The sequence below is a fragment of the Paenibacillus sp. FSL H8-0332 genome, assembly GCF_037963835.1.
GTDB lineage: Bacteria > Bacillota > Bacilli > Paenibacillales > Paenibacillaceae > Paenibacillus_AQ > Paenibacillus_AQ rhizoplanae.
On the sequence record NZ_CP150145.1, the window covers coordinates 2,655,939 to 2,676,876 of the forward strand.

Here is a 20,938-nt window from a genome sequence, read left to right on the forward strand (position 1 = left end):
AGCAATATAGAGAGGGGAGAGGAAGATGACAGAAGAAGAGCTTCGGGATTGTCTGCAAAGGCTGGAACAAGGAGATAAAGAAGCATTCACCTTACTACATAATACCATTAGGCAGCAGGTATACGGGACGGTCTGTCTACTGGTTAACCGTCAGGCGGATGTGGCCGATGTAGTCAATGAAATCTACATCGAACTGTTCCGCAGTCTGTCGAAGTATGATGGCAAGCGGCCATTCGGGGCATGGTTGAACGGAATGATTGTGAGACAATGCAGCAATTGGAAGCGGAGGAGCTGGCGCAGGCTGCGGCTCATGAACCGCAGCCGGGAGCATGCAGCTGAGAGTCTGTATCCGGGGGCGGACGCGCAGCTTCTGGTCCAGGAACAGCAGGGAGAGCTGATGCAGCTGGTCAGCGGACTGCCGCCTAAGCTCCGTAGCGTAATTGTCCTGCGTTACTATGGGGAATGCAGCTATGACGAGATTGCCACTGCCCTGGACATACCGCTGGGAACCGCCAAATCCAGGCACCATAAGGCGCTGCGTAAGCTGCGGCAGCAAGCGGATTTTACGGAGGAAGAGGAGATGAAGGGGGAATGGACATGTCTGCCGAAAGTCAACTGAAACAGAAGGTCAACAGGTATAAACAACATACAACGATGCCGGAGCCGCTGGAGCAGCGGTTAGCAGCGAGCTTTGAGCAATTCCATCAGCCGCAACAGAGAGGGAATACTCTAACCGGGAGGCCCGTGCGCGTGCGCGGGACAGCGAGGATCGCCCTGGTACTCTGCGGACTGATGCTATTCGGCGGCGTGGTCTATGGTGCGGAGCGGCTATGGCAGGTTACCTATGGAGCCACCAGGCTGGAAGTGAACATTCAGCAGGAAGGGAATGAATCTGCAGCCTTTGGCAACAATACCCGGCGGATGATTGCGGATATTCAGTCTCAACTTGGAGTGAATGAATCGGCTATGCTGTTAATTGCCAGGCCAAACGGAATGAAAGAGCTCCGTATGATTAACCGTCCGCAGATATTCAAGGATATCGAGAGCTGGAGGAAGGCTATAGAGCCTGTCGCTGGTAAGCTGAGCGTGCCGGGCAGATTGCCGGAAGGATATCATTTTGCCGAAGGAAGATCCGACAGTAAGGTGGGCATTACTGATGATTCCTGGGTTAAAAAATACACCAATGTTCTAACCAAACGGCTGAAGCCCGGTGAGCATTATGCCTGGATCAAGAGCTTCAATGTACCCAACCAGCTGGCCGGGACGGTAAGTCCTGAGCTGGTATATCAAGGTCCTAAGGGAGAGAATGATTTCATCTCCGTTACCTATTCCCCGCTTACTCCGTGGGCACAGCTAATGTCTGATGTTTGGGCGGATACAAAGGTTGAGCATCTGAAGGTAGGTTCTGAAGAGGCCTTGTATGTGGAGATTCACCAAGCATATGAGAATAACAGCAATGGCTATTATGCTTACATCCGCTGGATTGAGCTGCGGGAGAACGAGGAGAGAAATATAATGCATGAGGTAGGGACCGGATCGGCTGAAGTCACCAGAGAGATGCTGCTACAAGTGGCTGAAGGCCTGCGTTAACCTAGAGCGGCGCTAAGTCCCCGCAACACATATAAACCTCTATTGTTGATCAGTACATCAACAATAGAGGTTTATATGGTTACCACTATACCCATGTTAGTCTCAGACTCCTTATCCTATCCTTTGTACTCAGCCGGGTAGAAATGGTCCGAGGCGGCAGTGTATTTGCCTATCCTGCACATTCAAACTGCTCAAAACTGATCCGCTTACCACGATAGGATGGGGCCTAAGAAGCCAGTGAGCTTTAAGAAGCTCATACCGTTTCGTGCAGGGACTCACTTAAGGCGGGAATGCCAGGATCAAAGATATAGTCTCAGTCACAAGGAGGAGCGCTGCTTAAGATTAGCTGCCAGAGATTCTGCCCTGGCCTATGTTCTTCCTGCAGTGTCTGTTTCCTTGAGCTGATACCTGAATTATACCGTCCGTGTGGAGAATAGTAAAAAGCCGAAATTTTTAAATATACCCTTTCTATTTGAGGAATTGTCTTGTAAGCGCTGTTATTCTGTATTTTACGTAGAATCTGATGAATTCAAATTCCACAGCCTTTGCTGTATAATGGAAAGAATGGTTTCAATGCTTCGTACACTCCGGCAGCCTTGCCTGGAGGGAAAGGACACAGAAATGAGCTTGTATGGAATTAATCTTGAGGAACTCGGCAGCGGGCTGCTGAAGTCCTTTTTGGAGGAGAATTATATATGTGCGGGCTATCCCGGCACGGGTGATCTGGAGCAGCACAGCAGAGAAGAGATCAGCAGCAAGCTGGCTGCCACCGGCTATCACGGGCAGGAGCTGGAGGGGGCAACCCATACCCTGGATATCTTCGTCAATGCGATGCAGGATGGGGATTATGTGCTGATCGCCGATGAAGAGTGGGTGTACCTCGGGGACCTTGGCGATTACTTCTATGATACCCGGCATAGCGGCACAGAGGATAGCACAGCCCACCGGCGCGGAGTTACCTGGCTGAAGAGTCTGCCCCTCGCTGTGGTTAATCCGGCTGCAACAGAGCTGCTTGCATCTGACAGTAGAATAACAGTCTATTCAGGAGTGCTGCCCGCAGCACGAATGGATCTTTGGCTAGAGAATCAGGCCGGGGATAGCGGAAGTGCCGCCGGGGCCTGTCCGGTTCAGGTGGATGAAGCTACAGTAGCGCAGGCGCTGGCTGTCCTGAAGGCAGCCTTGAACAGCACGGATGTAGAGCGGCAGGAGCGTGCGGCTGTGGCGATTTTGCAGTATGCCCGGTGAGTGCGAAATTAACAATACGGCAGGATACAAAAAGGGTCTTTCGGCGAATTAGCCGGAAGACCCTTTTTAAAAGAGAAAGAGTTATTGTATTAGATAAATTCCACAAACTCATTAACCGGCTTGCGGTATCCGCGCGGTCTGATCTTGTGCTGGTTATCCTTGCCGATCGTAATCAGCATCACCGGAACCATATGGTCGCCGAGACCGAGGGTAGCCTTGACAGCCTCCGGATTGAAGCCGATCATCGGGCAGGTATCCCAGCCCTTATCCTTGGCAATCAGCATGAACTGCATCGCCGACAGAGAAGCATTGCGGATCGCTTCATCCCGCTGGAACGCATCGTTCCCGGTATAAGCATCGTTGATGGATTGAATGGTTTGCTCGTATGCATCCTCGCTCATCGCTCCCAGCAGCTTAAGCCCGCTATAGATTTCGGGAGCCTGCAGATAGGCATTCTTGTCACCCAGCACCGCAATAACAGCCGATGCAGTGTGGATCTTGTATTGACCATACGCATCATTGCGGATGGCTTCCTTCACGGTATTATCGCTGATTACCTTGTAATGCGTGTGCTGAAGATTATAAGCCGAGGGAGCCAGACGGGCCAGGGAGAACATCTCTTCAAGTTCGCTCTGCGGAATTGTAACACCTTCCAAGAAATTATTAGCTGATCTGCGGGACTGCACCAATTCGGAAAAAGTACTCATAAGTCATTACCTCCATCTAATTATGTATGTTGCTTAGTTATAATAAATTGCTGATATTAATTAATAAACTTACATTTAGTTACTTGCTTAAGATATCACGACTCTCTGTATACGTCAATGAGGAAAAACATAATAATTTGTAAATTTAACCTGATTAAACGGTCGAGTTCGATAAAACCGATGAGGAAGTGATAAAAATCACAAAAATAGGTTGCAAAGGCAAAAAGATTGTGACAATAATAACAAATAGAGTGTTATAATAGTCACATTGTTTTATTGGATGTAATTGTGCAAGCATACCATTTGTTAAAGGAGACTTCGATATGTCAGAAACTGTTACTCAATCCCTGCCTGAACAAGAAATACCTGAAGCAGCCCCTCCCAGAGAGGATGTGCTGAAAGAGCTTTTGAAGCCGGAGGTTCAGCAATCTCTGATTAATCTGGTCGAACAGCTGCCGCAGATCACAGAAATGGTTAGTATTTTGTCCAAATCACTAGAGTTTGTGCAGTCGGTTGCTACGGATGAAGTACTCAAAAATGATACGGTCGGTGCGATCAAGGAAATGGCGGGTCCTGTGGTGGGCACTGCCAAGAATCTGGCGGCCACAGTCATTGAAGCGAAAGACCGCGCAGATGCAAGCAGCGAAACGATCAGCCTGTTCGGCATGATGAAGATGATCAAGGACCCGCAGGTACAGAAGGCTCTCCGGTTCATGAATGCCTATCTGCAAGTCAGCGGTGAACGTCAATCGGGTAAATAGCCCGTAATACTTAATTGTACGGATGGAGGAAATATCATGTCAAAACATATAGTAATTCTAGGTGCAGGCTACGGCGGGCTGCTAAGTGCCTTAACCGTACGTAAATATATGAGCAAAGCGGAAGCCAAAATTACGGTAGTCAATCAGTATCCAACTCACCAGATTATTACAGAATTGCACAGGCTTGCAGCGGGCAGTGCATCTGAACAGGCGGTTGCCATGCCGCTTGCGAAGCTGTTCACCGGTAAGGATATTGATCTGAAAATTGCCAAGGTCAATTCGTTCTCCGCTGAGAACAAGCAGGTTATTCTCTCGGACGGCGTCATGCTGACCTATGATGCTCTCGTTGTTGGACTGGGCAGTACCACCGCGTACTTTGGTATTCCGGGACTTGAAGAGTACAGCATGGTGCTGAAATCAGCAGCAGATGCGCTCCGGATTCGCCGGCACATTGAAGACCGGATTCGTGACTACTCCAAAACACGAAACGCGGCAGATGCTACGATTCTGATCGGCGGCGGCGGACTGACCGGCGTAGAGCTGGTAGGCGAAATTGCCGACATTCTGCCTAAGCTGACGAAGCAATATGGAGTGAATCCTGCTGAGATCAAGCTTTTGCTTGTTGAAGCGGGTCCGAAGATTCTCCCTGTCCTGCCGGAACATCTGATTGAGCGTGCTACGGCCAGCCTGGAGAAGCGCGGGGTTCAGTTCCTGACTGGTCTTCCGGTTACGAAGGTAGCCGACAATACGATTGATCTGAAGGATGGGCAGCAGATTGTGGCGAACACCTTCGTCTGGACCGGCGGGGTGCAGGGCAATCCGCTGGTTGGTGAATCGGGTCTTGAAGTCAACCGCGGCCGGGCCACGGTAAATGAGTTCCTGCAGTCGACTTCACACGCAAATGTATTTGTAGCCGGGGATAGCGCCGTTGTTTTCGCGCCGGATGGCCGTCCTTATCCGCCAACGGCACAGATCGCCTGGCAGATGGGTGAGCTGATTGGCTACAATCTGTTCGCTTATCTTAATGATAAACCGCAGGAGACCTTCAGCCCGGTAAATTCCGGTACACTCGCCAGCCTGGGACGCAAAGACGGAGTAGCCATTGTTGGCGGTAACTCCACTCCGCTGAAGGGGCTGCCGGCCACGCTGATGAAGGAAGCCAGCAATATCCGTTACTTGACTCATATCCATGGCTTGTTCAGCCTGGCCTATTAATTTTTTATACTAAGATCCCCCTGGGGCTGTCATATGGCAGTCTTAGGGGGATTTCTGATTTTAGGAATAATTTTCAATGAAAACGTGTCCGCAGGAAAGTCTATTTGCTATAATGATCATGTTTACATACTACAAATGTGTTCATAGGAGGATTTCAGGCATGCCATTTCAAAAGAACGATATCATCCTGTTTCAGGGGGATAGTATCACAGATTGTGGACGCAATTACGCCGATGCCTCATCGCTGGGTGTAGGTTACGCGCTGATGGCTGGCGCCCGGCTTGGCCTTCAGTATGCGGAGAAGAATCTTACGTTCCTGAACCGCGGAATCAGCGGCAACCGGGCGGTCGATCTGCAGGAGCGCTGGGAGAGGGATTGTCTTGCGCTGAAGCCAACCTGGGTGTCTATTTATATTGGAATAAATGATACCTGGCGGTGGTATGATTCCGGGCAGGAGACTACAGCGGCGGAATTCGAGTCGTCCTACCGGGATCTGATTGAACGTACCAAGCAGCATCTGGATGCCAAGCTGGTGCTGGTGGAGCCGTTCGTATTGCCGGTGCCGGAAGACCGCAAGGGCTGGCGTCAGGATTTGGACCCGAAAATTCATGTCGTGCGTGAGCTGGCCCGTGAATACGGCGCTGTGCTCGTGCCGCTGGATGGTCTGTTCGCAGCGGCATCTGTCAAGGCTGAACCTGCCTTCTGGGCGGGGGATGGCGTGCATCCTTCGCCTGCAGGACATGCCTTAATCGCCGATGCCTGGATGAAGGCCGTAGGTGCAATAAGCTAAGATATACGTTGATTTCACTCTGCGTAACAAGGCTGTTATACTTGTAGGATACATACTCAAGGTGAAGCTTTGATAACGAGAGGAATGTGAGCAGGGATGACGAGCGAGACGCTCCAGGATATGCAAGGACTGAAGGCGGCGGGTGCAGTGGTGGGCCACACCATCGCGGAGATGAAGAAAAGTGTAGTTCCCGGAATGACGACTGCGGAGCTGGATGAAGTGGGGGCGAAGATTCTGAACCATTTTGGCGCAAAATCTGCTCCAAAGGTAACCTACAACTTCCCTGGAACGACCTGTATCAGTGTCAATGAAGAAGTGGCGCATGGAATTCCGGGGCAACGTGTGATTCAGGCCGGAGATCTGATTAATATTGATGTCTCTGCCGAGCTGAACGGTTATTTTGGCGATGCCGGGGTATCGTTTCAACTGCCTCCATATAATGAGAAGCTGATCCACCTCTGCCGGAGTACGGAAGAGACCATGATGAGCGTGATTAATCACCTCCGGGCAGGCATGAAGGTTAACGAGATCGGCCGGGTTATGGAGTCGGAAGCACGGAAGCGCGGCTATAAAGTCGTGCGTAACCTGTGCAGCCACGGCATCGGCAAAGCGTTGCATGAGAAGCCGTTTGAGATTCTGCCCTTCTATAATCCGCGTGTAACGACGGTGCTGAAAGAAGGCCAGGTCATAACCATCGAGCCGTTTCTGTCCACAGGCACTGATTTTGTAGAGCAGCAGCCGGATGGCTGGACACTCAGCGTTGCCGACAACAGCCGCGTAGCCCAGTTTGAGCATACGATTGTGGTCACCAAGGGCAAGCCGATTATTTTGACCAGTGCTTGAAGATATATAGGAATATTTAACAGTTGTAATGTATGCATTACGCAAGAAACCCTCATACTAAAGATGATGTTATGATATGGAATGCAAGAATCTTTTTCCAAAATCGGAGGGTTTATTAAAGTGGATAATGTATCGCAAGTCAGTCAAGCCTTTATGACGTTTATGAAGGAAGCGCCGGAGCAGCAAAAGGCCCTTGGCGAAATTGTGAAGAAACTGGATGCCGCAAGCAGTCTGGATGCTAAAACCGAGGAGATTGCTTATATTTCCGTACTCGCGGCGGTTAGGCTGGAGAGTGGGCTGCCCTTTCATGTCAAGCATGCCAAAGCGCTCGGCGCAACCCGAGATGAGATCATCAGCGCAGTGCTGCTGCCCCTTCCGGCAGTAGGCAATGTGGTGATTCAGGCCCTGCCGGTGGCTTTGCAGGCGTATGACAGTGAATAGCGGCTTGCTGTCAGTAAACTCCCCACGGGATTGACAATTGCTCGAAATGTAACTATTATAGTTGCATCTGGCGGAAGTTTTCCGGCCAGTGTGAAGGAGTGATTGACATGAACATCAGCACGCGGTTTGCGGTGGCTATTCATATTCTAACCTTAATTGACAGCAATAAAGACGGCAAAAGCACCTCCGAATGGATCGCCGGCAGCGTGAATACAAATCCGGTGGTAATACGCCGCCTTACGGGTATGCTGAATAAAGCCGGACTGGTGGAGGTCCGTCCCGGTGTGGCCGGAGCGAAGCTTGCCCGCAGTGCAGCTGATATTACGCTGCTGCAGATTTATAAAGCGGTGAATGCGGTGGAAGAGGACTCTCTGTTTTCTGTCCATGAGCATCCGAACCCGGAGTGTCCGGTAGGCAAGAACATTGCAGGCGCTATTGTTCCAGTGTTCTCTCTTGCGCAGAAGGCGATGGAGAATGTACTGCAGGAGGTCACCCTGGATCAGATCGTACATCAGATTCCTGTGGCTTGAGAGAGGAATCTGATGTAAGTAAATTTAAGGAAACCTTCAGCCCCGGTTTATGTTTTTTTAAGGTTCGGGGAGTATAGTGAAGTTCTCCACCCCCCAGTGGAACCATTTATGGAAGACCCCGCCGTGCCTCGGCAGGGTCTTTCTTTTTGCTACTGGATATATTCAATCATTTTCATTAAACCTTTATGTGTTTTTCATCTGGCATTAAGCTTCGCTCAGTATAGTAGACCCATGACCCCCTTACAATAGACTTTGGCCCTGCCGGTTACCGGCGGGGCCACTTTTTTGAGTCGTAGCTGTTTGACACTAACTTTACACTTCAATCTCTTTGAATTAGACTGACACATATATGATAGGGACAACAGGGATAGCGATGCCACAATGGTTGGATTTATACTAAATAATTCTAAGCATACATATAAGGAGATGCTGTCCATGAAGAATCAATACACCATCCTGGGAGCTGCCCTAATTTTGGGCTTGTGTCTGGTTGCCAGCAGCTTTGTAATCGGCGACCGGCTTAGAGCGGGTTATGAGCTACAGCAGCAGACACCTACTGGAGCACAGAGTGGAACGCATTCTGAGGACCATCCGTTAATGACACTTGCAGAGACTGCGCAGTTCCTGCGTCTGAGTGAAGATCAGGTGAAGAATATTATGAAGGCGGAGAATGCAATGTTGCGTAATGACGGACCTTTCGAGGGGGCGAAGCTCCCTTATCTCAGAATAGACAACAAGTTCCTGTTCAATAAGCAGCAGTTGACGGTCTGGATTCTGGCGGCTTCGCAGGAGCACAGGGTATATCTGGGGGAGAAGCTAGCTGGTAAATAAGGATCGAAATAGAGTGGAGGGGACGGCAGAATGAAGTTTTTTACTATACCCTGGTATGAAGAAATGCAGGTGCGCGGGTTCATGGTCTTCCCGGAGACAGAGCAGGACTGGCTGGAAGATGTGGCCTGGCATGTGGCAGAAGGGATCAGCTATGAGGAGCGGGCCAAGGATTTTCTGGAACATATGAAAAAAGATCTGCTGAAATACCTACCCGGGTACTTCCACGCTTCGATACATGACGGAACCATAAATTCCACCTATCCTGCGTCTGAGTTCAAGGAACGGGCGTTACAGTGGAGTAGGGAGTATGACGAACGGCTGCAAGCAAATTTCAGAGAATACCGCAAAGGCTATGAAGCTATTAAGGATAAACTCCCTGCCAATGCCGTACAACTAGTAGAGAATAATCTGCATGATGCCAGAGTAATCTCCTATACCATGCCTTCAGAAGGTGTATTGGAGATGATTCTGGACTGCGGCGGGGCGATGCATTACCAGTGTGAGATTAAGCTAACGTTCAGCGGTGTGAGCGGACTGTGCTTGCCGGAACCGCTGGAGAAGAAATATTGGCTGTATGACGAGATCTATGCCGTGGAGCAGGGATTCGAGCTACGGGTTCTGATGGGTTCCCCGCCGAGTGAACTAAGAATTACAGCACAGAATGTATCGGTAGAAATCCTTGGTGAACCTAAATAACAGAATGACTGCTTCGGAGTCTGGCCTGGTGGCTGGGCTTTTTTGTTGGTCATGATGTGTATTGTAAAAGTAATTGACAAACATATAGATCGCAACTATACTTAAGTAAGTTAATGTGTAACAGAAATTGAAATTACCTTTACATGGACATGACAGGAACAGTCAACACTAACCGTTATTATGTGGATTATATTCATTTCAGGAGGGATACCTATGACAGCAACAGCTATATTACCGCAACAACTGGAAATTGGACTTGTACAGATCCGTGTAAGTCATTTGGAGCGCTCGCTCAGCTTTTATCAGAATGTGATCGGACTGAAGGTTCTGCGGCAGCAAGGGCGCGTGGTAGAGCTGACGGCGGATGGCCAGCAGGTGCTGCTTGTTCTGCGGGAGATTGAGCAGGCTCAGGTGCTGCGCCGGAACTCGGTGGCCGGATTGTACCATTTTGCAATTCTGCTGCCGGACCGGCCCTCTCTGGGACTGGTGCTGCGCAATCTGATCGACTCCGGGATATCGGTGGGCCAGGGGGATCATCTGGTCAGTGAAGCTCTGTACATTGAGGACCCTGATCATAACGGAATCGAGCTGTACCGCGACCGGCCCCGTGACACCTGGAAGTACGAAGCAACAGGTAATGTGGTCATGACTACCGATCCGGTGGATGTGGACGGTCTGCTGGCTGCATCGGAAGGCCTGAGCTGGACCGGGCTGCCTGCCGGCACTGTAATGGGTCATGTTCACTTCCATGTCGGCGATCTGGCAGAGGCCAAGAAATTCTATGTGGATGCCCTTGGATTCACGGTGACCGCCCATTACGGCGATGCGGCCATGTTCATCTCGGCTGGAGGCTATCATCATCATATGGGGCTGAATACCTGGGCTGGCAAGGGTGCTCCGGCGGCTCCTGCGAATGCGGCGGGCATCGATTATTTTACACTATTGCTCCCTGACATTCAGGAAGTGCATGAAGTGGCTGAACGTGTGAAGCGTGCCGGATACCGTGTGGAAGAAGAAGGCGGGATCATCACTCTAAGGGACCCGTGGAATATAGGCATACAACTGCTAGTGAAACGCTAAAATAACAGGGCGGACAGCATCACGTTACAATATTTACTACTAGACCAGCGGCAGAAGCCGTGAATGATAAGACAACGGAAGGTACGGCGGAGAATTGTAATTTCCGCGGTGCCTTCCGTTTGTTGACGTTAGCCGGGTCAATGCAATATTATAATTGATTATCAGACGGGGAGATGATGGGCTTGGAGACTTTTCTGGCTGTGCTGTTGATGCTTGGATTAATCGCCGTATCGAATATCTTGAACCGCTTCATTCCGTTTGTCCCAGTTCCCCTGATTCAGATAGGACTTGGAATCATTGCTGCACTCATTCCGACGGGAATACATATGCACTTCGAGCCTGAGCTGTTTTTTGTATTATTCATCGCTCCGCTGCTCTTCAATGACGGGCGGCGGACACCGCGCGGGGAGCTGTGGAACCTTAGGGCACCGATTCTGCTGCTGGCGCTGGGACTTGTATTTGTCACGGTATTTGTGGCAGGCTATGCGATTAACTGGATGATTCCCTCGATTCCGCTGGCAGCGTCCTTCGCACTGGCGGCCATTTTGTCTCCTACCGATGCGGTAGCGGTAAGTGCGCTGGCTGGAAGGGTTCATCTTCCCAAAAGCATCCACCGCATTCTCGAAGGAGAATCGCTGATGAACGACGCTTCCGGCTTGGTAGCATTTAAATTTGCGATTGCAGCCATGGTTACCGGCGTGTTCTCTCTGCCTAAGGCTTCGGTCAGCTTTGTAATGATTGCCGCAGGGGGACTGCTGCTAGGTGCAGTGCTGTCGTTCCTGCTGATCCGGCTCAGCGTGTTCATCCGCAGGTTCGGCATGGAGGATGTGACCATCCATGTCCTGCTGCAGATTCTTACGCCGTTCATTATTTATCTGATCAGCGAGGAGATCGGGGTCTCGGGCATCCTGGCCGTTGTGGCAGGGGGTGTCATGTACGCCATTGAGAAGGACCGGGCAGTCTCCCCGCAATATAAGCTTCAGCTTGTATCTGCCAGTACCTGGTCAGTGCTGCTGCTGGTGCTGAACGGGCTGGTCTTTCTGATTCTCGGCGTATCCGTTCCGGATGTGGTCGAGGTTATTTTCCGGGATCAGACGCTGAATAACTTCATGGTTGCCGGCTATGTTCTGGCGATTACAGCGCTGCTGATTGTGCTGCGGTTTCTGTGGGTCTATGGTTACTCCTTATGGGAGAGCAAGCGGCTGAAGGCAGAGAAGGCCCCGCTGAAGTCACAGATTATTACGTCGATCTCAGGGGTGCGGGGAGCGGTAACCCTTGCGGGTGCCTTCTCGATTCCGCTGGTGCTTGGGGACGGAGTGACGCCATTTCCGGAGCGGGATCTCATTATTGCGCTGGCGGCAGGTGTGATTCTGATGTCGCTGGTCATCGCCAGTATCTTCCTTCCGCTGCTTGCGGACAGTGAAGAGACGGTAGTTCAGACCGCCGGAGCTGTGCACGGGAATACGGAGCTGACGGCCAGAAATGTGGTCATTGACGCCGGGATGTCGATGCTGCGCAGTCTGGTCTCAGAGAGCCCTGAGCGCTCAACTCAACCTGTGCTGCTGGAATTCACAGATAAGGTTGACAGGCTGTGTGCTGCAAAACCGGATCATGATCCGGCCCATGAGCAGTTCCTCCGTCTGGGAGTCGAGGCGCGCAAGAGCGCGCTCGAAGCCGAACGCACGGAGCTGCGGCGGATCATGGAGAACGGGGCGATACCGATGCCTGTTGCTGTGAAGATGGAGGAACTGCTGGACCATACGGAGTCTCTGCTGTGCAAACGGCTGAATACGCAGATTAAATTCTCTTTAACAGAGATTCAGCGGCTGTTCTCTGGACTGTTCTCAGGTAAGCTGAATGGGGAAGAGGGGCGGCTTGCCATGCAGAATGCCGAAAGCGCGCGGACGGCGAAGATTGCGATGTGCCAGGCGGCAGTATCCGCCGTTAGTGCGGGAATAAGTGATGAGAACCGGCTCGCCTCACAGAAGGTCATCGACAAGTACGAACGGCTGGAATCCCGGCTCGTGCAGGGGGATGGCTGGACCCATGATGGCGTGCTGGATGATGAGAAGCTGGAGCTGAAGCTGCAGGCGATCCAGGAGCAGCGGAACACCGTGCAGGAGATGTACCAGAACGGGGCGATTAATCTTAAGATTGCCGGCAGGCTGCGCCGGTTCGTCGATCAGCTCGAAACCTCCATCTGGGAGGATTAGACTGTTAGAGCGCCGGTGTTGCAATATATTTTACCTGATACAATATACAAAGCCCGCTTGCGCAGGGACCCGGTGTCCTTGCTGCAAGCGGGCTTGTCTGTGGAATGGAGCCTTACGGTTGTTTGGGCAATTTCTTGAGGCGCATAAAGACTTGGCCCAGCACCTCGCTCAAGACCAGACCGGCCGCAATGGCTCCGGACAGCAGGAGCGCCTGAACCCCATACTGGATGCCGAGGTTATTATCGTTCTCCACGAACCTCCGCATGGCATCATACGCAAGACCGCCCGGCACAAGCGGGATGATGCCGCCGACACTGAAGATAATGACCGGCATCTTGAAGGAACGCGCGAAAAACAGGCTGATCAGTCCGACCACAACGGTAGCACCAAAGGTTGCGACGACAGTATCGGAACTGTGATCCAGCAGCAGGTACAGCATCCAGCCGATCATTCCGGCGAAGCCGCATTGCAGCAGCGCGCGCACCGGTGCATTGAATAGAATGCAGAAGGTTGAGGCAGCGATGAAACTGGTGATCAATTGCAAAATCATGGCAGGACGACCTCTTTCAAATGGGTGTTAAAAAATAGACAGGACCAGCCCAATGCCAGTCCCGATGGCGAACGCAGTCAGAAAGGCGTCGGCTCCTTTGGAGATGCCGGATACCAGATGCCCGGCCATCAGGTCACGGACCGCATTGGTGATGAGCAGCCCCGGTACGAGCGGCATTACACAGCCGATGATAATCTTGTCCATCTCCCGTCCCACGCCGAGCTTGACGGAGAAGAAGGCCAGCAGGCCGATAATGAAGGAAGCAATGAATTCTGCGAAAAAACGGATCTGCACCAGACGGTGGAGATAAGTTGCAGCAGCGAAGCCTGCCCCGGAGATCAGGAGTGACGGCAGCGCGTCCCACAGGCTGCCCTTGAACATCACGGTGAAGCAGGCTCCGGTCAGAGCGGCGGCTACAATCTGCAGCCATACCGGGTAAGCATGCGCTGCATCATCGACCACGCCCAGACGCTCACGCGCTTCGGCGGCTGTCAGCTGGCGTTCGGTCAGCCGCCGTGAGATGTCATTGACCTCGGATACCTTTTGCAGGTCTGTTGTCCGTTCGGCGATACGGAAGAGCTTCGCCGGCTCGGTCCGGCTGGTGGTGAACATAATGACCGTCGGCGTGACATAGCTATGCGAACCGGGGAAGCCGAGTGCCGCCGCCATCCGGCTCATGGTATCCTCCACACGGTAGGTCTCTGCGCCGCTCTGCAGCATGATTTTGCCAGCCAGCAGGCACAGATCGATAATGTCATGTGTGGAAGTATTGCTATTCGTGCTTGTACTTTCCAACTTCGTTAATCCTCCCCGGGAATGTTGTCTATTCGATTGTCGCCTGAAAGTCTGAAAATTTCAACCTTTATTCCATAGCATCCGGCAAATCAAGGGTTTTTATCAGTAATAGCGTACAAATCCAGCTCGCAGCGGCGTCATGCTTACCAGCTATTCTTCCAGCGTACATAATCCCGTAGCCACCCCTCCTGAAACAATCGTCAGAATCGAATGGAAAAAAGTCTCCTTGGAGATCAGAATACCGCCTGCACCGATGATCAGGAAGTCCGTCAGGAAGATGATCAGTCCGACATTCAGCGGAAGGTAGCGTTGGATGAATCTGGCCAGGAGGTCTGTTCCGCCTGTACTTGCTTTGAAGCGCAGCATCAGACCAAGTCCGGTGCCCATCAGGAAGCCGCCGATAATGGCGCTTGAGATGGAGCCCAGCTCAATATAGTAGAGGAAATAATACTGAAGCGGAAAGAGCAGCTCGATCAGCAAGGAGGAGGCCAGCAGACCCAGAATGCTATTGTAGAAAATATCCCGTTGCCGGAACCAGGCCAGCAGGAAGATAGGCAGACTGCATAGCATGATGCACAGTCCGATTTTGGTGCCGGAGATATAATTAATAATGAGGGCAATGCCGATAATTCCTCCATCGAGGATTTTATAGGGGACCAGGAAGAAGTTGGTTCCTGTTGCAATTAGCAGGCTGGCCAGCAGAATAATAACATAGCTTGGGAAGGATCGCATAGTCAACATCTCCGGAATTAAGGCATGTCTTAATCCTTATGCGACCATCTGGAAAAAAATAGCTAAAAGTTCTACTCTGCCCGAATTAATTGACCATAAAGCAGGTGAAGTCTGAAATGGGTTATTTCTATAAAATACTGGAGACCGATATGGAGCTGCTGGCTGCTGCACTGTCGGAGGTGCCGGTGGCAGTGTGGCTGAAGAGCGGGGCGGAGCAGCAGCTTGAGACGGGCCCGATCAGAGCCTATACGCCGCAATCCGTGCGGATTCGCGGGTTATCCTACTGCCGGGAGCTGCATCAGTTCCGTATCTTTGCCCCGGGTTCCGCCTAAGTGCATTCATGCTCAGCGCGAATATCGCTTGCGGAAGCGCAGCGGAGAGATTCCGACCTTGCGGCTGAAGCGCCGGGAGAAGTAAGCTGTACTCTCGAAGCCGGTGCGCTCTGCGATTGCCGCGATCGGGATCTCTGTCTTAAGCAGCAGGAGCTTGGCCTGCTCCAGCCGGTAATCGGTCAGGTACTCCATGGGCGTAAGCCCGTAGACACGCTTCATGCAGCGGGCCAGGTAATTGTAGTGAAAATGCAGGGCGTCCGCCAGAGAGGTATTCGTGACTTCTTCCATATAATGATTCCGCAGATAGGCCTCCGTCTGCTCGGCAATCTCGTCTGCCTGGCTTCCGGCCGTATCTTGCCGGGCCAGATCCATCGTCCGCAGCATCTCCTCGAAGATACGCTGCTGATGCCACACGGCGCTTGAGCGCCTGCTATGGCTCAGCTGCAGCAACTGCCCGGCCTGGCCGCTCCGTGCGAAGGGGGCAGGTAGCGGTCCGAACTGGGGAATACGGATGGTATAGGGGGTGGGTAAGAAACTGCCGGAAATGCGTTTCCCGGTCCGCATATACCGGCTCACCCGCTGATTCCGTCCATTCTCCCACCGTGTGAAAATGAACCCAGGTGAAGATCGTCTCTGCTTCACACGGCTGCACTGAATAATGGTAGCGGTCAGGCAGCAGCAGCAGGGTATGCCCGGCGCCCACTGCCCATTCTGTATGCTCCTCTCCAATGTGCAGGCATCCCTGCTCCACGATGATCAGATCGAATTTGCCCATACGGCTGCGGTTCGGATGCTGGTCTCCGGGCAAATAGACGGTACGGCCGCATTCCAGGAAATAGGGAAAGGGCGGTGCGGCCAGATGAATATAGGAAGAATTAAGTGTCATTAGCAGCTCCTTGGAAAGGCATATGTCCTGAATTAACTTCGCTAAGCCTTATATAAAAGTTGTGTGAAATAGTACAAAAACGGGGTTGTTTATGCTTCTGTTTTTGTTATATTGTACCGTCTATAATGGCAATTAGCGAGGACGAAATGCTGAAGAGGAGATGCTACAATGAGTCAATTTGAAGGTACAAAGGTTCGGACAACCGTTCAACCAGATCATTCCGGTCATTCGGATCAGGGAGGCCACAGAGTGTCCGTTCAGGATGAATTCTGGGGCCGTTATATCCGGTTGGTGCAGGAGACAGTGATTCCTTATCAATATGAGGCGCTTCATGACCGCGTGGCCGAGGCTGAACCGAGCCATGCCATTGCCAATTTTGAAATCGCTGCCGGAAGAAGACAGGGTAAGTTCGGGGGGATGGTCTTCCAGGACAGCGATGTAGCCAAGTGGCTGGAGGCAACGGGTTATTCCCTCAGCATCCGGAGGGACCCGGAGCTGGAACGCCAGGCGGACGATTTGATCGATCTGGTGGAAGAAGCACAGCAGGCCGACGGATACCTGAACACATACTTCACTGTCAAGGAGCCGGGCAAGCGCTGGACGAATCTCCAGGATTGCCATGAACTGTATTGCGCCGGACATTTCATCGAAGCGGCAGTGGCTTATTATGAAGCGACCGGTAAGGACAAGCTGCTGAGTATTATGCGCCGCATGGCCGATCATATTGACTCTGTCTTCGGACCGGAGGAAGGCAAGCTGAAGGGCTACGACGGTCATCAGGAGATTGAGCTGGCACTGGTGAAGCTGTACCGGCTGACAGGGGAGGAGAAGTATCTGAAGCTCAGCCTCTTCTTCATTGACCAGCGCGGGCAGGAGCCGAACTTCCTGCGCCAGGAATGGGAGAGCCGGGGCAGGGTTACACATTGGGGCGGGCAGACGGATCATATCGATATGGCCTACAATCAGTCCCATATACCGGTCCGTGAGCAGACGGTAGCCGTAGGCCACTCTGTCCGCGCCGTCTATATGTATACCGCCATGGCCGACTTGGCCCGCCTGACCGGAGATGAAGCACTTCGCGAGGCGTGCCTGCGCCTGTGGAACAATATGACAGAGAGACAGATGTATATCACTGGCGGAATCGGCTCCACCCATCACGGCGAAGCTTTCACCTTTGATTACGATCTGCCTAACGATACGGTCTATGCGGAGACTTGTGCTTCGATCGGGCTGATCTTTTTTGCCAGACGAATGCTGGAGTTGACTCCCAATGCCCATTATGCCGATGTGATGGAGCGTGCGCTCTATAATAATGTACTCGGCTCGATGGCGCAGGACGGCAAGCATTATTTCTACGTCAATCCGCTGGAGGTCTGGCCGCAGGCCTGCACCTGTAATCCCGGCAAACAGCATGTGAAGGCGCAGCGCCAGGGCTGGTTCGGCTGTGCCTGCTGCCCGCCGAATGTGGCGCGTCTGCTGACCTCATTGAATCAGTATATCTACACTGAACACAGCGATATGCTCTATACGAATCTGTATATCGGAAGTGAGCTTAGAACTACACTGGGAGGAAAAGAGGTGAAGGTCACTCAGTCCAGCAAGCTTCCATGGGAGGGCATAGTCACACTGAAGGTTGATCCTGCGGAAGCCGGGATGTTCGGTATCGCCCTGCGTATTCCATCGTGGAGCGGAAAGGTCCGGATCAGCGTCAATGGCGAGCTCCTTCCAGCGCTTGATGCTTTGGAGCAGGGCTATGCGGTAATCCGCAGGGAGTGGCAGCCCGGTGACATAGTGGAGCTGATGCTTCCAATGGAAGCGAACCGTGTATACGCCCACCCGGAACTGCGGGCTAATGCCGGGAAGACGGCTATTCAGTACGGGCCGCTGGTCTATTGTCTGGAATCCGCAGATAACCGCGAGCCGTTAAGCTCGGTATCTCTAAGCAAGGAGGGAACGTTCACGGAATTTTACGATGAAGATCTGCTTGGCGGAGCGGTAGTGATCAGAGCAGCGGGTTGCCGGGTGAAGGAGCAGAGCTGGAGCGGTGGACTCTACAGCATCACCAGGGCGGCTGTACAGCCGGTGGAAGTGACGGCGATTCCGTATTATCTGTGGGGCAACCGCGGCAGCGGAGAGATGAAGGTATGGATACCGGAGTAATTCCGGCGGCCGCCTGTCCATAAACAAACACCCCGGCTGGACCGCCTTGGCGGACAACCGGGGTGTTATGCTTTTATAGGAGTGATAGATAATTAGCCGAGAGTGACTACAACCTGGTGAACCGCACCGTCGCCCGCAGGAGCGATAATGTTGCCTTCCACGGCAGCACCGTCGAGGGTCAGGCTGGCTACGCCTTTGGAGACATGTTTCGGGTTCTGGATCGAGATCACATAAGTGTCGCCACGGAAGACGCGGGTAATCTCGAAGCTATCCCATTCTGCAGGGATACAAGGGTCAACCTTGAGCCCGGCGAAGTCTGCCTGAATCCCCAGGATAGACTGCGTGATTGCTACATAGTTCCAAGCCGCTGTACCTGTCAGCCAGGAGTTTTTCGCTTCCCCGTGACGTACGGCATCTTTACCGGCGATCATCTGGGAGTACACGTAAGGCTCCATCCGGTGCACTTCGCTGATGTCCTCCAGGTAGGCTGGGGCGATTTTACGGTAGATGTCAAAAGCTCTGTCGCCATGTCCAAGGACCGTCTCGGCAATCATGATCCACGGGTTATTATGGCAGAAGATCCCGGCGTTCTCTTTGTAACCCGGAGGGTACGTGGAGATTTCGCCTAAGTTCACATAATACTTGGAATACGGAGGCTGCTGCAAAACAATACCATAGTCCGTATCCAGACGTTCCTGCACGGAAGTCAGGGCGCGGGCCGCTTCACCGTTCTCTACACCGATACCGGCCATTACGCACATTCCCTGCGGCTCGATGAAGATCTGGCCTTCTTCGTTCTCCTTGCTGCCGATCTTGTCGCCATAGTGGTCATAAGCGCGCAGGAACCAGTCGCCGTCGAAGCCGTGGGACAACGTGATGGCACTCATGTTCTCGATCTTGGCAACAGCGTCAGCGGCTACATCATCCAGTCCGCGCATCCGGCAGATCTCGGCATAGTCCGGTCCAACGAAGACGAACAGGCCTGCGATGAACACAGATTCGGCTACGCCGCCTGCGATATTCTCCGTGGTCTGGAACGATTCGCCCGGCTCGGTGGAGAAGCAGTTCAGGTTCAGACAGTCATTCCAGTCCGCGCGTCCGATCAGCGGCAGGCCGTGAGGCCCGAGGTTGTTCGTGACATGCTCGAAGCTCAGCTTCAGATGCTCGAACAGGGTTGCAGTGTGATCCGGATTGCTGTCAAAAGGAACCTGCTCATCAAGAATCGAATAGTCGCCGGTCTCCTTAATATAGGCGGCTGTACCCGAGATCAGCCAGAGCGGATCATCGTTGAAGCCGGAGCCGACTTCGTTGTTGCCCTTCTTGGTCAGCGGCTGGTACTGGTGATACGCGCTGCCGTCAGGGAACTGGGTAGCGGCGATATCGAGAATCCGTTCTCTGGCACGCTCAGGAATCTGGTGGACGAAGCCGAGCAAGTCCTGGTTGGAGTCACGGAAGCCCATACCGCGGCCAATCCCGGATTCGAAGTACGATGCGGAACGGGACATGTTGAAGGTCACCATACACTGGTACGGATTCCAGATGTTCACCATCCGGTTCAGCTTGTCGTCCCCGCTCTTAATCTGGTATTTGGACAGCAGGTTATCCCAATGCGCAGCCAGTACCGCGAGGGCGGCATCCACCTGGGCATCCGTAGCGAATTGATCGATGACAGCCTGGGCTGGCTTTTTGTTGATGACGTTCAGGGCTTCCCACTTCTCATCCTCAGGGTTCTCAATGTAGCCGAGCACGAAGATGAAGCTCTGGGCTTCGCCTGGCTCCAGCGTGATGTCAAGTGCGTGGGAGCCGATAGGTGACCAGCCGCTGGCTACGGAATTCGTAGCTTCACCGGCAGCAACTGCCTGCGGAGCGTCTAGTCCATTGTACATGCCCACGAAGGATTCGCGGTCGGTATCGAAGCCGGCGATTTCTTTATTTACCGAATAGAAGGCGTAATGGTTTCTGCGCTCGCGGTATTCGGTTTTGTGATAGATAACAGAATCCTTCACTTCAACTTCGCCGGTGCTGAGGTTACGCTGGAAGTTGGTCATATCATCATTGGCATTCCACAGACAGAACTCGGCAAAAGAGAACAGCTTAACAGTCTTCTTCGCGTCGCCGGTGTTCTTAACGACAAGGCGGTGTACTTCAGCGTTATGGCCCATCGGTACAAAAGCAAGCTGATTCACGGAAATGCCGTTACGCTCGCCTGTAATGGAAGTGTAGCCCAGGCCGTGGCGGCATTCGTAGAAGTCCAGATCGCGCTTCACCGGCATCCAGCCCGGGGTCCAGAAATCACCGTCATCGTACAGGTAGTAGTAGCGGCCGCCTGTATCCAGCGGAATATTGTTATACCGGTAACGGGTAAGTCTTCTCATCCGCGCATCGCGGTAGAAGGTGTAGCCCCCGGCAGTATTAGAGATCAGGCCGAAAAACTGCTCGTTGCCGAGGTAGTTAATCCAAGGATAAGGTGTTTTGGGGGTGTTGATTACATACTCTTTGCGGGTGTCGTCAAAAGTTCCGAATTTCATGAGAGACAAGTCT

General features: G+C 52.5%; 22 protein-coding genes. 15 read left to right on the forward strand and 7 right to left on the reverse strand.

What is annotated here, in order from left to right; translation table 11 throughout:
* Window positions 1–25: 25 nt before the first annotated feature.
* The 3 genes from NST43_RS11305 to NST43_RS11315 all read left to right on the forward strand — a co-directional run bounded on the left by NST43_RS11305 (window position 26) and on the right by NST43_RS11315 (window position 2,835).
* Complete coding sequence (locus tag NST43_RS11305; protein ID WP_339224494.1) at window positions 26–619, forward strand: sigma-70 family RNA polymerase sigma factor; 594 nt, start codon at window positions 26–28, stop codon at window positions 617–619.
* Entirely contained in the window at window positions 598–1,590 is a 993-nt protein-coding gene (locus NST43_RS11310) for a hypothetical protein (RefSeq protein WP_209992232.1), read from the forward strand. Before NST43_RS11305 ends, NST43_RS11310 begins: the two co-directional genes overlap by 22 nt.
* A gap of 621 nt (window positions 1,591–2,211) precedes the next feature.
* A complete protein-coding gene (locus tag NST43_RS11315; protein WP_339224496.1) occupies window positions 2,212–2,835 on the forward strand; it encodes a hypothetical protein in 624 nt (207 codons plus the stop codon).
* A gap of 89 nt (window positions 2,836–2,924) precedes the next feature.
* Here the strand turns inward: NST43_RS11315 and NST43_RS11320 are convergent, their stop codons facing one another.
* Entirely contained in the window at window positions 2,925–3,542 is a 618-nt protein-coding gene (locus NST43_RS11320) for a nitroreductase family protein (RefSeq protein WP_339224498.1), read from the reverse strand.
* 323 nt (window positions 3,543–3,865) lie between these two features.
* Here NST43_RS11320 and NST43_RS11325 point away from each other — a divergent pair, with 323 nt between their 5' ends.
* The 10 genes from NST43_RS11325 to NST43_RS11370 all read left to right on the forward strand — a co-directional run bounded on the left by NST43_RS11325 (window position 3,866) and on the right by NST43_RS11370 (window position 12,942).
* Entirely contained in the window at window positions 3,866–4,303 is a 438-nt protein-coding gene (locus NST43_RS11325) for a DUF1641 domain-containing protein (RefSeq protein WP_209985231.1), read from the forward strand.
* Window positions 4,304–4,339: 36 nt separating this feature from the next.
* Window positions 4,340–5,518, forward strand: a complete 1,179-nt coding sequence (locus NST43_RS11330) for an NAD(P)/FAD-dependent oxidoreductase (protein WP_339224500.1) — start codon at window positions 4,340–4,342, stop codon at window positions 5,516–5,518.
* Between the two features lie 160 nt (window positions 5,519–5,678).
* A complete protein-coding gene (locus tag NST43_RS11335) occupies window positions 5,679–6,308 on the forward strand; it encodes an SGNH/GDSL hydrolase family protein (protein ID WP_339224502.1) in 630 nt (209 codons plus the stop codon).
* A gap of 96 nt (window positions 6,309–6,404) precedes the next feature.
* Window positions 6,405–7,151 (forward strand): type I methionyl aminopeptidase, encoded by a 747-nt coding sequence (gene map, locus NST43_RS11340; RefSeq protein ID WP_339224504.1) that lies wholly within the window; start codon window positions 6,405–6,407, stop codon window positions 7,149–7,151.
* 81 nt (window positions 7,152–7,232) lie between these two features.
* Window positions 7,233–7,592: a carboxymuconolactone decarboxylase family protein gene (locus NST43_RS11345; RefSeq protein ID WP_339224506.1), complete on the forward strand. Its 360-nt coding sequence runs from the start codon at window positions 7,233–7,235 to the stop codon at window positions 7,590–7,592.
* 107 nt (window positions 7,593–7,699) lie between these two features.
* A complete protein-coding gene (locus tag NST43_RS11350) occupies window positions 7,700–8,122 on the forward strand; it encodes an Rrf2 family transcriptional regulator (RefSeq protein ID WP_036695058.1) in 423 nt (140 codons plus the stop codon).
* A 435-nt stretch (window positions 8,123–8,557) separates the two neighbouring features.
* Complete coding sequence (locus NST43_RS11355; protein ID WP_339224508.1) at window positions 8,558–8,953, forward strand: hypothetical protein; 396 nt, start codon at window positions 8,558–8,560, stop codon at window positions 8,951–8,953.
* Window positions 8,954–8,983: 30 nt separating this feature from the next.
* Entirely contained in the window at window positions 8,984–9,649 is a 666-nt protein-coding gene (locus NST43_RS11360; RefSeq protein WP_339224509.1) for a DUF4085 family protein, read from the forward strand.
* Window positions 9,650–9,862: 213 nt separating this feature from the next.
* Window positions 9,863–10,729 (forward strand): VOC family protein, encoded by an 867-nt coding sequence (locus NST43_RS11365; protein WP_339224511.1) that lies wholly within the window; start codon window positions 9,863–9,865, stop codon window positions 10,727–10,729.
* A 182-nt stretch (window positions 10,730–10,911) separates the two neighbouring features.
* The gene (locus NST43_RS11370) at window positions 10,912–12,942 is read left to right on the forward strand and encodes a Na+/H+ antiporter (RefSeq protein ID WP_209985260.1); all 2,031 of its coding nucleotides are present in this window, start codon (window positions 10,912–10,914) and stop codon (window positions 12,940–12,942) included.
* Window positions 12,943–13,054: 112 nt separating this feature from the next.
* On the opposite strand, the gene NST43_RS11375 is transcribed toward NST43_RS11370, so the two are convergent.
* The 3 genes from NST43_RS11375 to NST43_RS11385 form a co-directional block, all read right to left on the reverse strand.
* Window positions 13,055–13,492 carry a threonine/serine exporter family protein gene (locus tag NST43_RS11375; protein ID WP_209985263.1) on the reverse strand — a complete coding sequence of 146 codons (438 nt, stop codon included), beginning with the start codon at window positions 13,490–13,492 and terminating at the stop codon, window positions 13,055–13,057.
* 27 nt (window positions 13,493–13,519) lie between these two features.
* Window positions 13,520–14,287, reverse strand: a complete 768-nt coding sequence (locus NST43_RS11380) for a threonine/serine exporter family protein (RefSeq protein WP_209985266.1) — start codon at window positions 14,285–14,287, stop codon at window positions 13,520–13,522.
* Window positions 14,288–14,437: 150 nt separating this feature from the next.
* Window positions 14,438–15,019 carry a YitT family protein gene (locus NST43_RS11385; RefSeq protein ID WP_209986349.1) on the reverse strand — a complete coding sequence of 194 codons (582 nt, stop codon included), beginning with the start codon at window positions 15,017–15,019 and terminating at the stop codon, window positions 14,438–14,440.
* 104 nt (window positions 15,020–15,123) lie between these two features.
* Here NST43_RS11385 and NST43_RS11390 point away from each other — a divergent pair, with 104 nt between their 5' ends.
* Window positions 15,124–15,351 carry a hypothetical protein gene (locus NST43_RS11390; protein ID WP_339224515.1) on the forward strand — a complete coding sequence of 76 codons (228 nt, stop codon included), beginning with the start codon at window positions 15,124–15,126 and terminating at the stop codon, window positions 15,349–15,351.
* Window positions 15,352–15,363: 12 nt separating this feature from the next.
* Here the strand turns inward: NST43_RS11390 and NST43_RS11395 are convergent, their stop codons facing one another.
* Together NST43_RS11395 and NST43_RS11400 are read right to left on the reverse strand one after the other, a co-directional pair.
* A complete protein-coding gene (locus NST43_RS11395; RefSeq protein WP_339224516.1) occupies window positions 15,364–15,765 on the reverse strand; it encodes an AraC family transcriptional regulator in 402 nt (133 codons plus the stop codon).
* 16 nt (window positions 15,766–15,781) lie between these two features.
* The gene (locus NST43_RS11400; RefSeq protein ID WP_339224518.1) at window positions 15,782–16,237 is read right to left on the reverse strand and encodes a hypothetical protein; all 456 of its coding nucleotides are present in this window, start codon (window positions 16,235–16,237) and stop codon (window positions 15,782–15,784) included.
* A gap of 168 nt (window positions 16,238–16,405) precedes the next feature.
* Here NST43_RS11400 and NST43_RS11405 point away from each other — a divergent pair, with 168 nt between their 5' ends.
* Window positions 16,406–18,397, forward strand: coding sequence for a beta-L-arabinofuranosidase domain-containing protein (locus NST43_RS11405; RefSeq protein WP_339224520.1), 1,992 nt, complete (start codon window positions 16,406–16,408; stop codon window positions 18,395–18,397).
* Between the two features lie 92 nt (window positions 18,398–18,489).
* Here the strand turns inward: NST43_RS11405 and NST43_RS11410 are convergent, their stop codons facing one another.
* Window positions 18,490–20,925 (reverse strand): glycosyl transferase, encoded by a 2,436-nt coding sequence (locus NST43_RS11410; RefSeq protein ID WP_339224522.1) that lies wholly within the window; start codon window positions 20,923–20,925, stop codon window positions 18,490–18,492.
* Window positions 20,926–20,938: the final 13 nt, after the last annotated feature.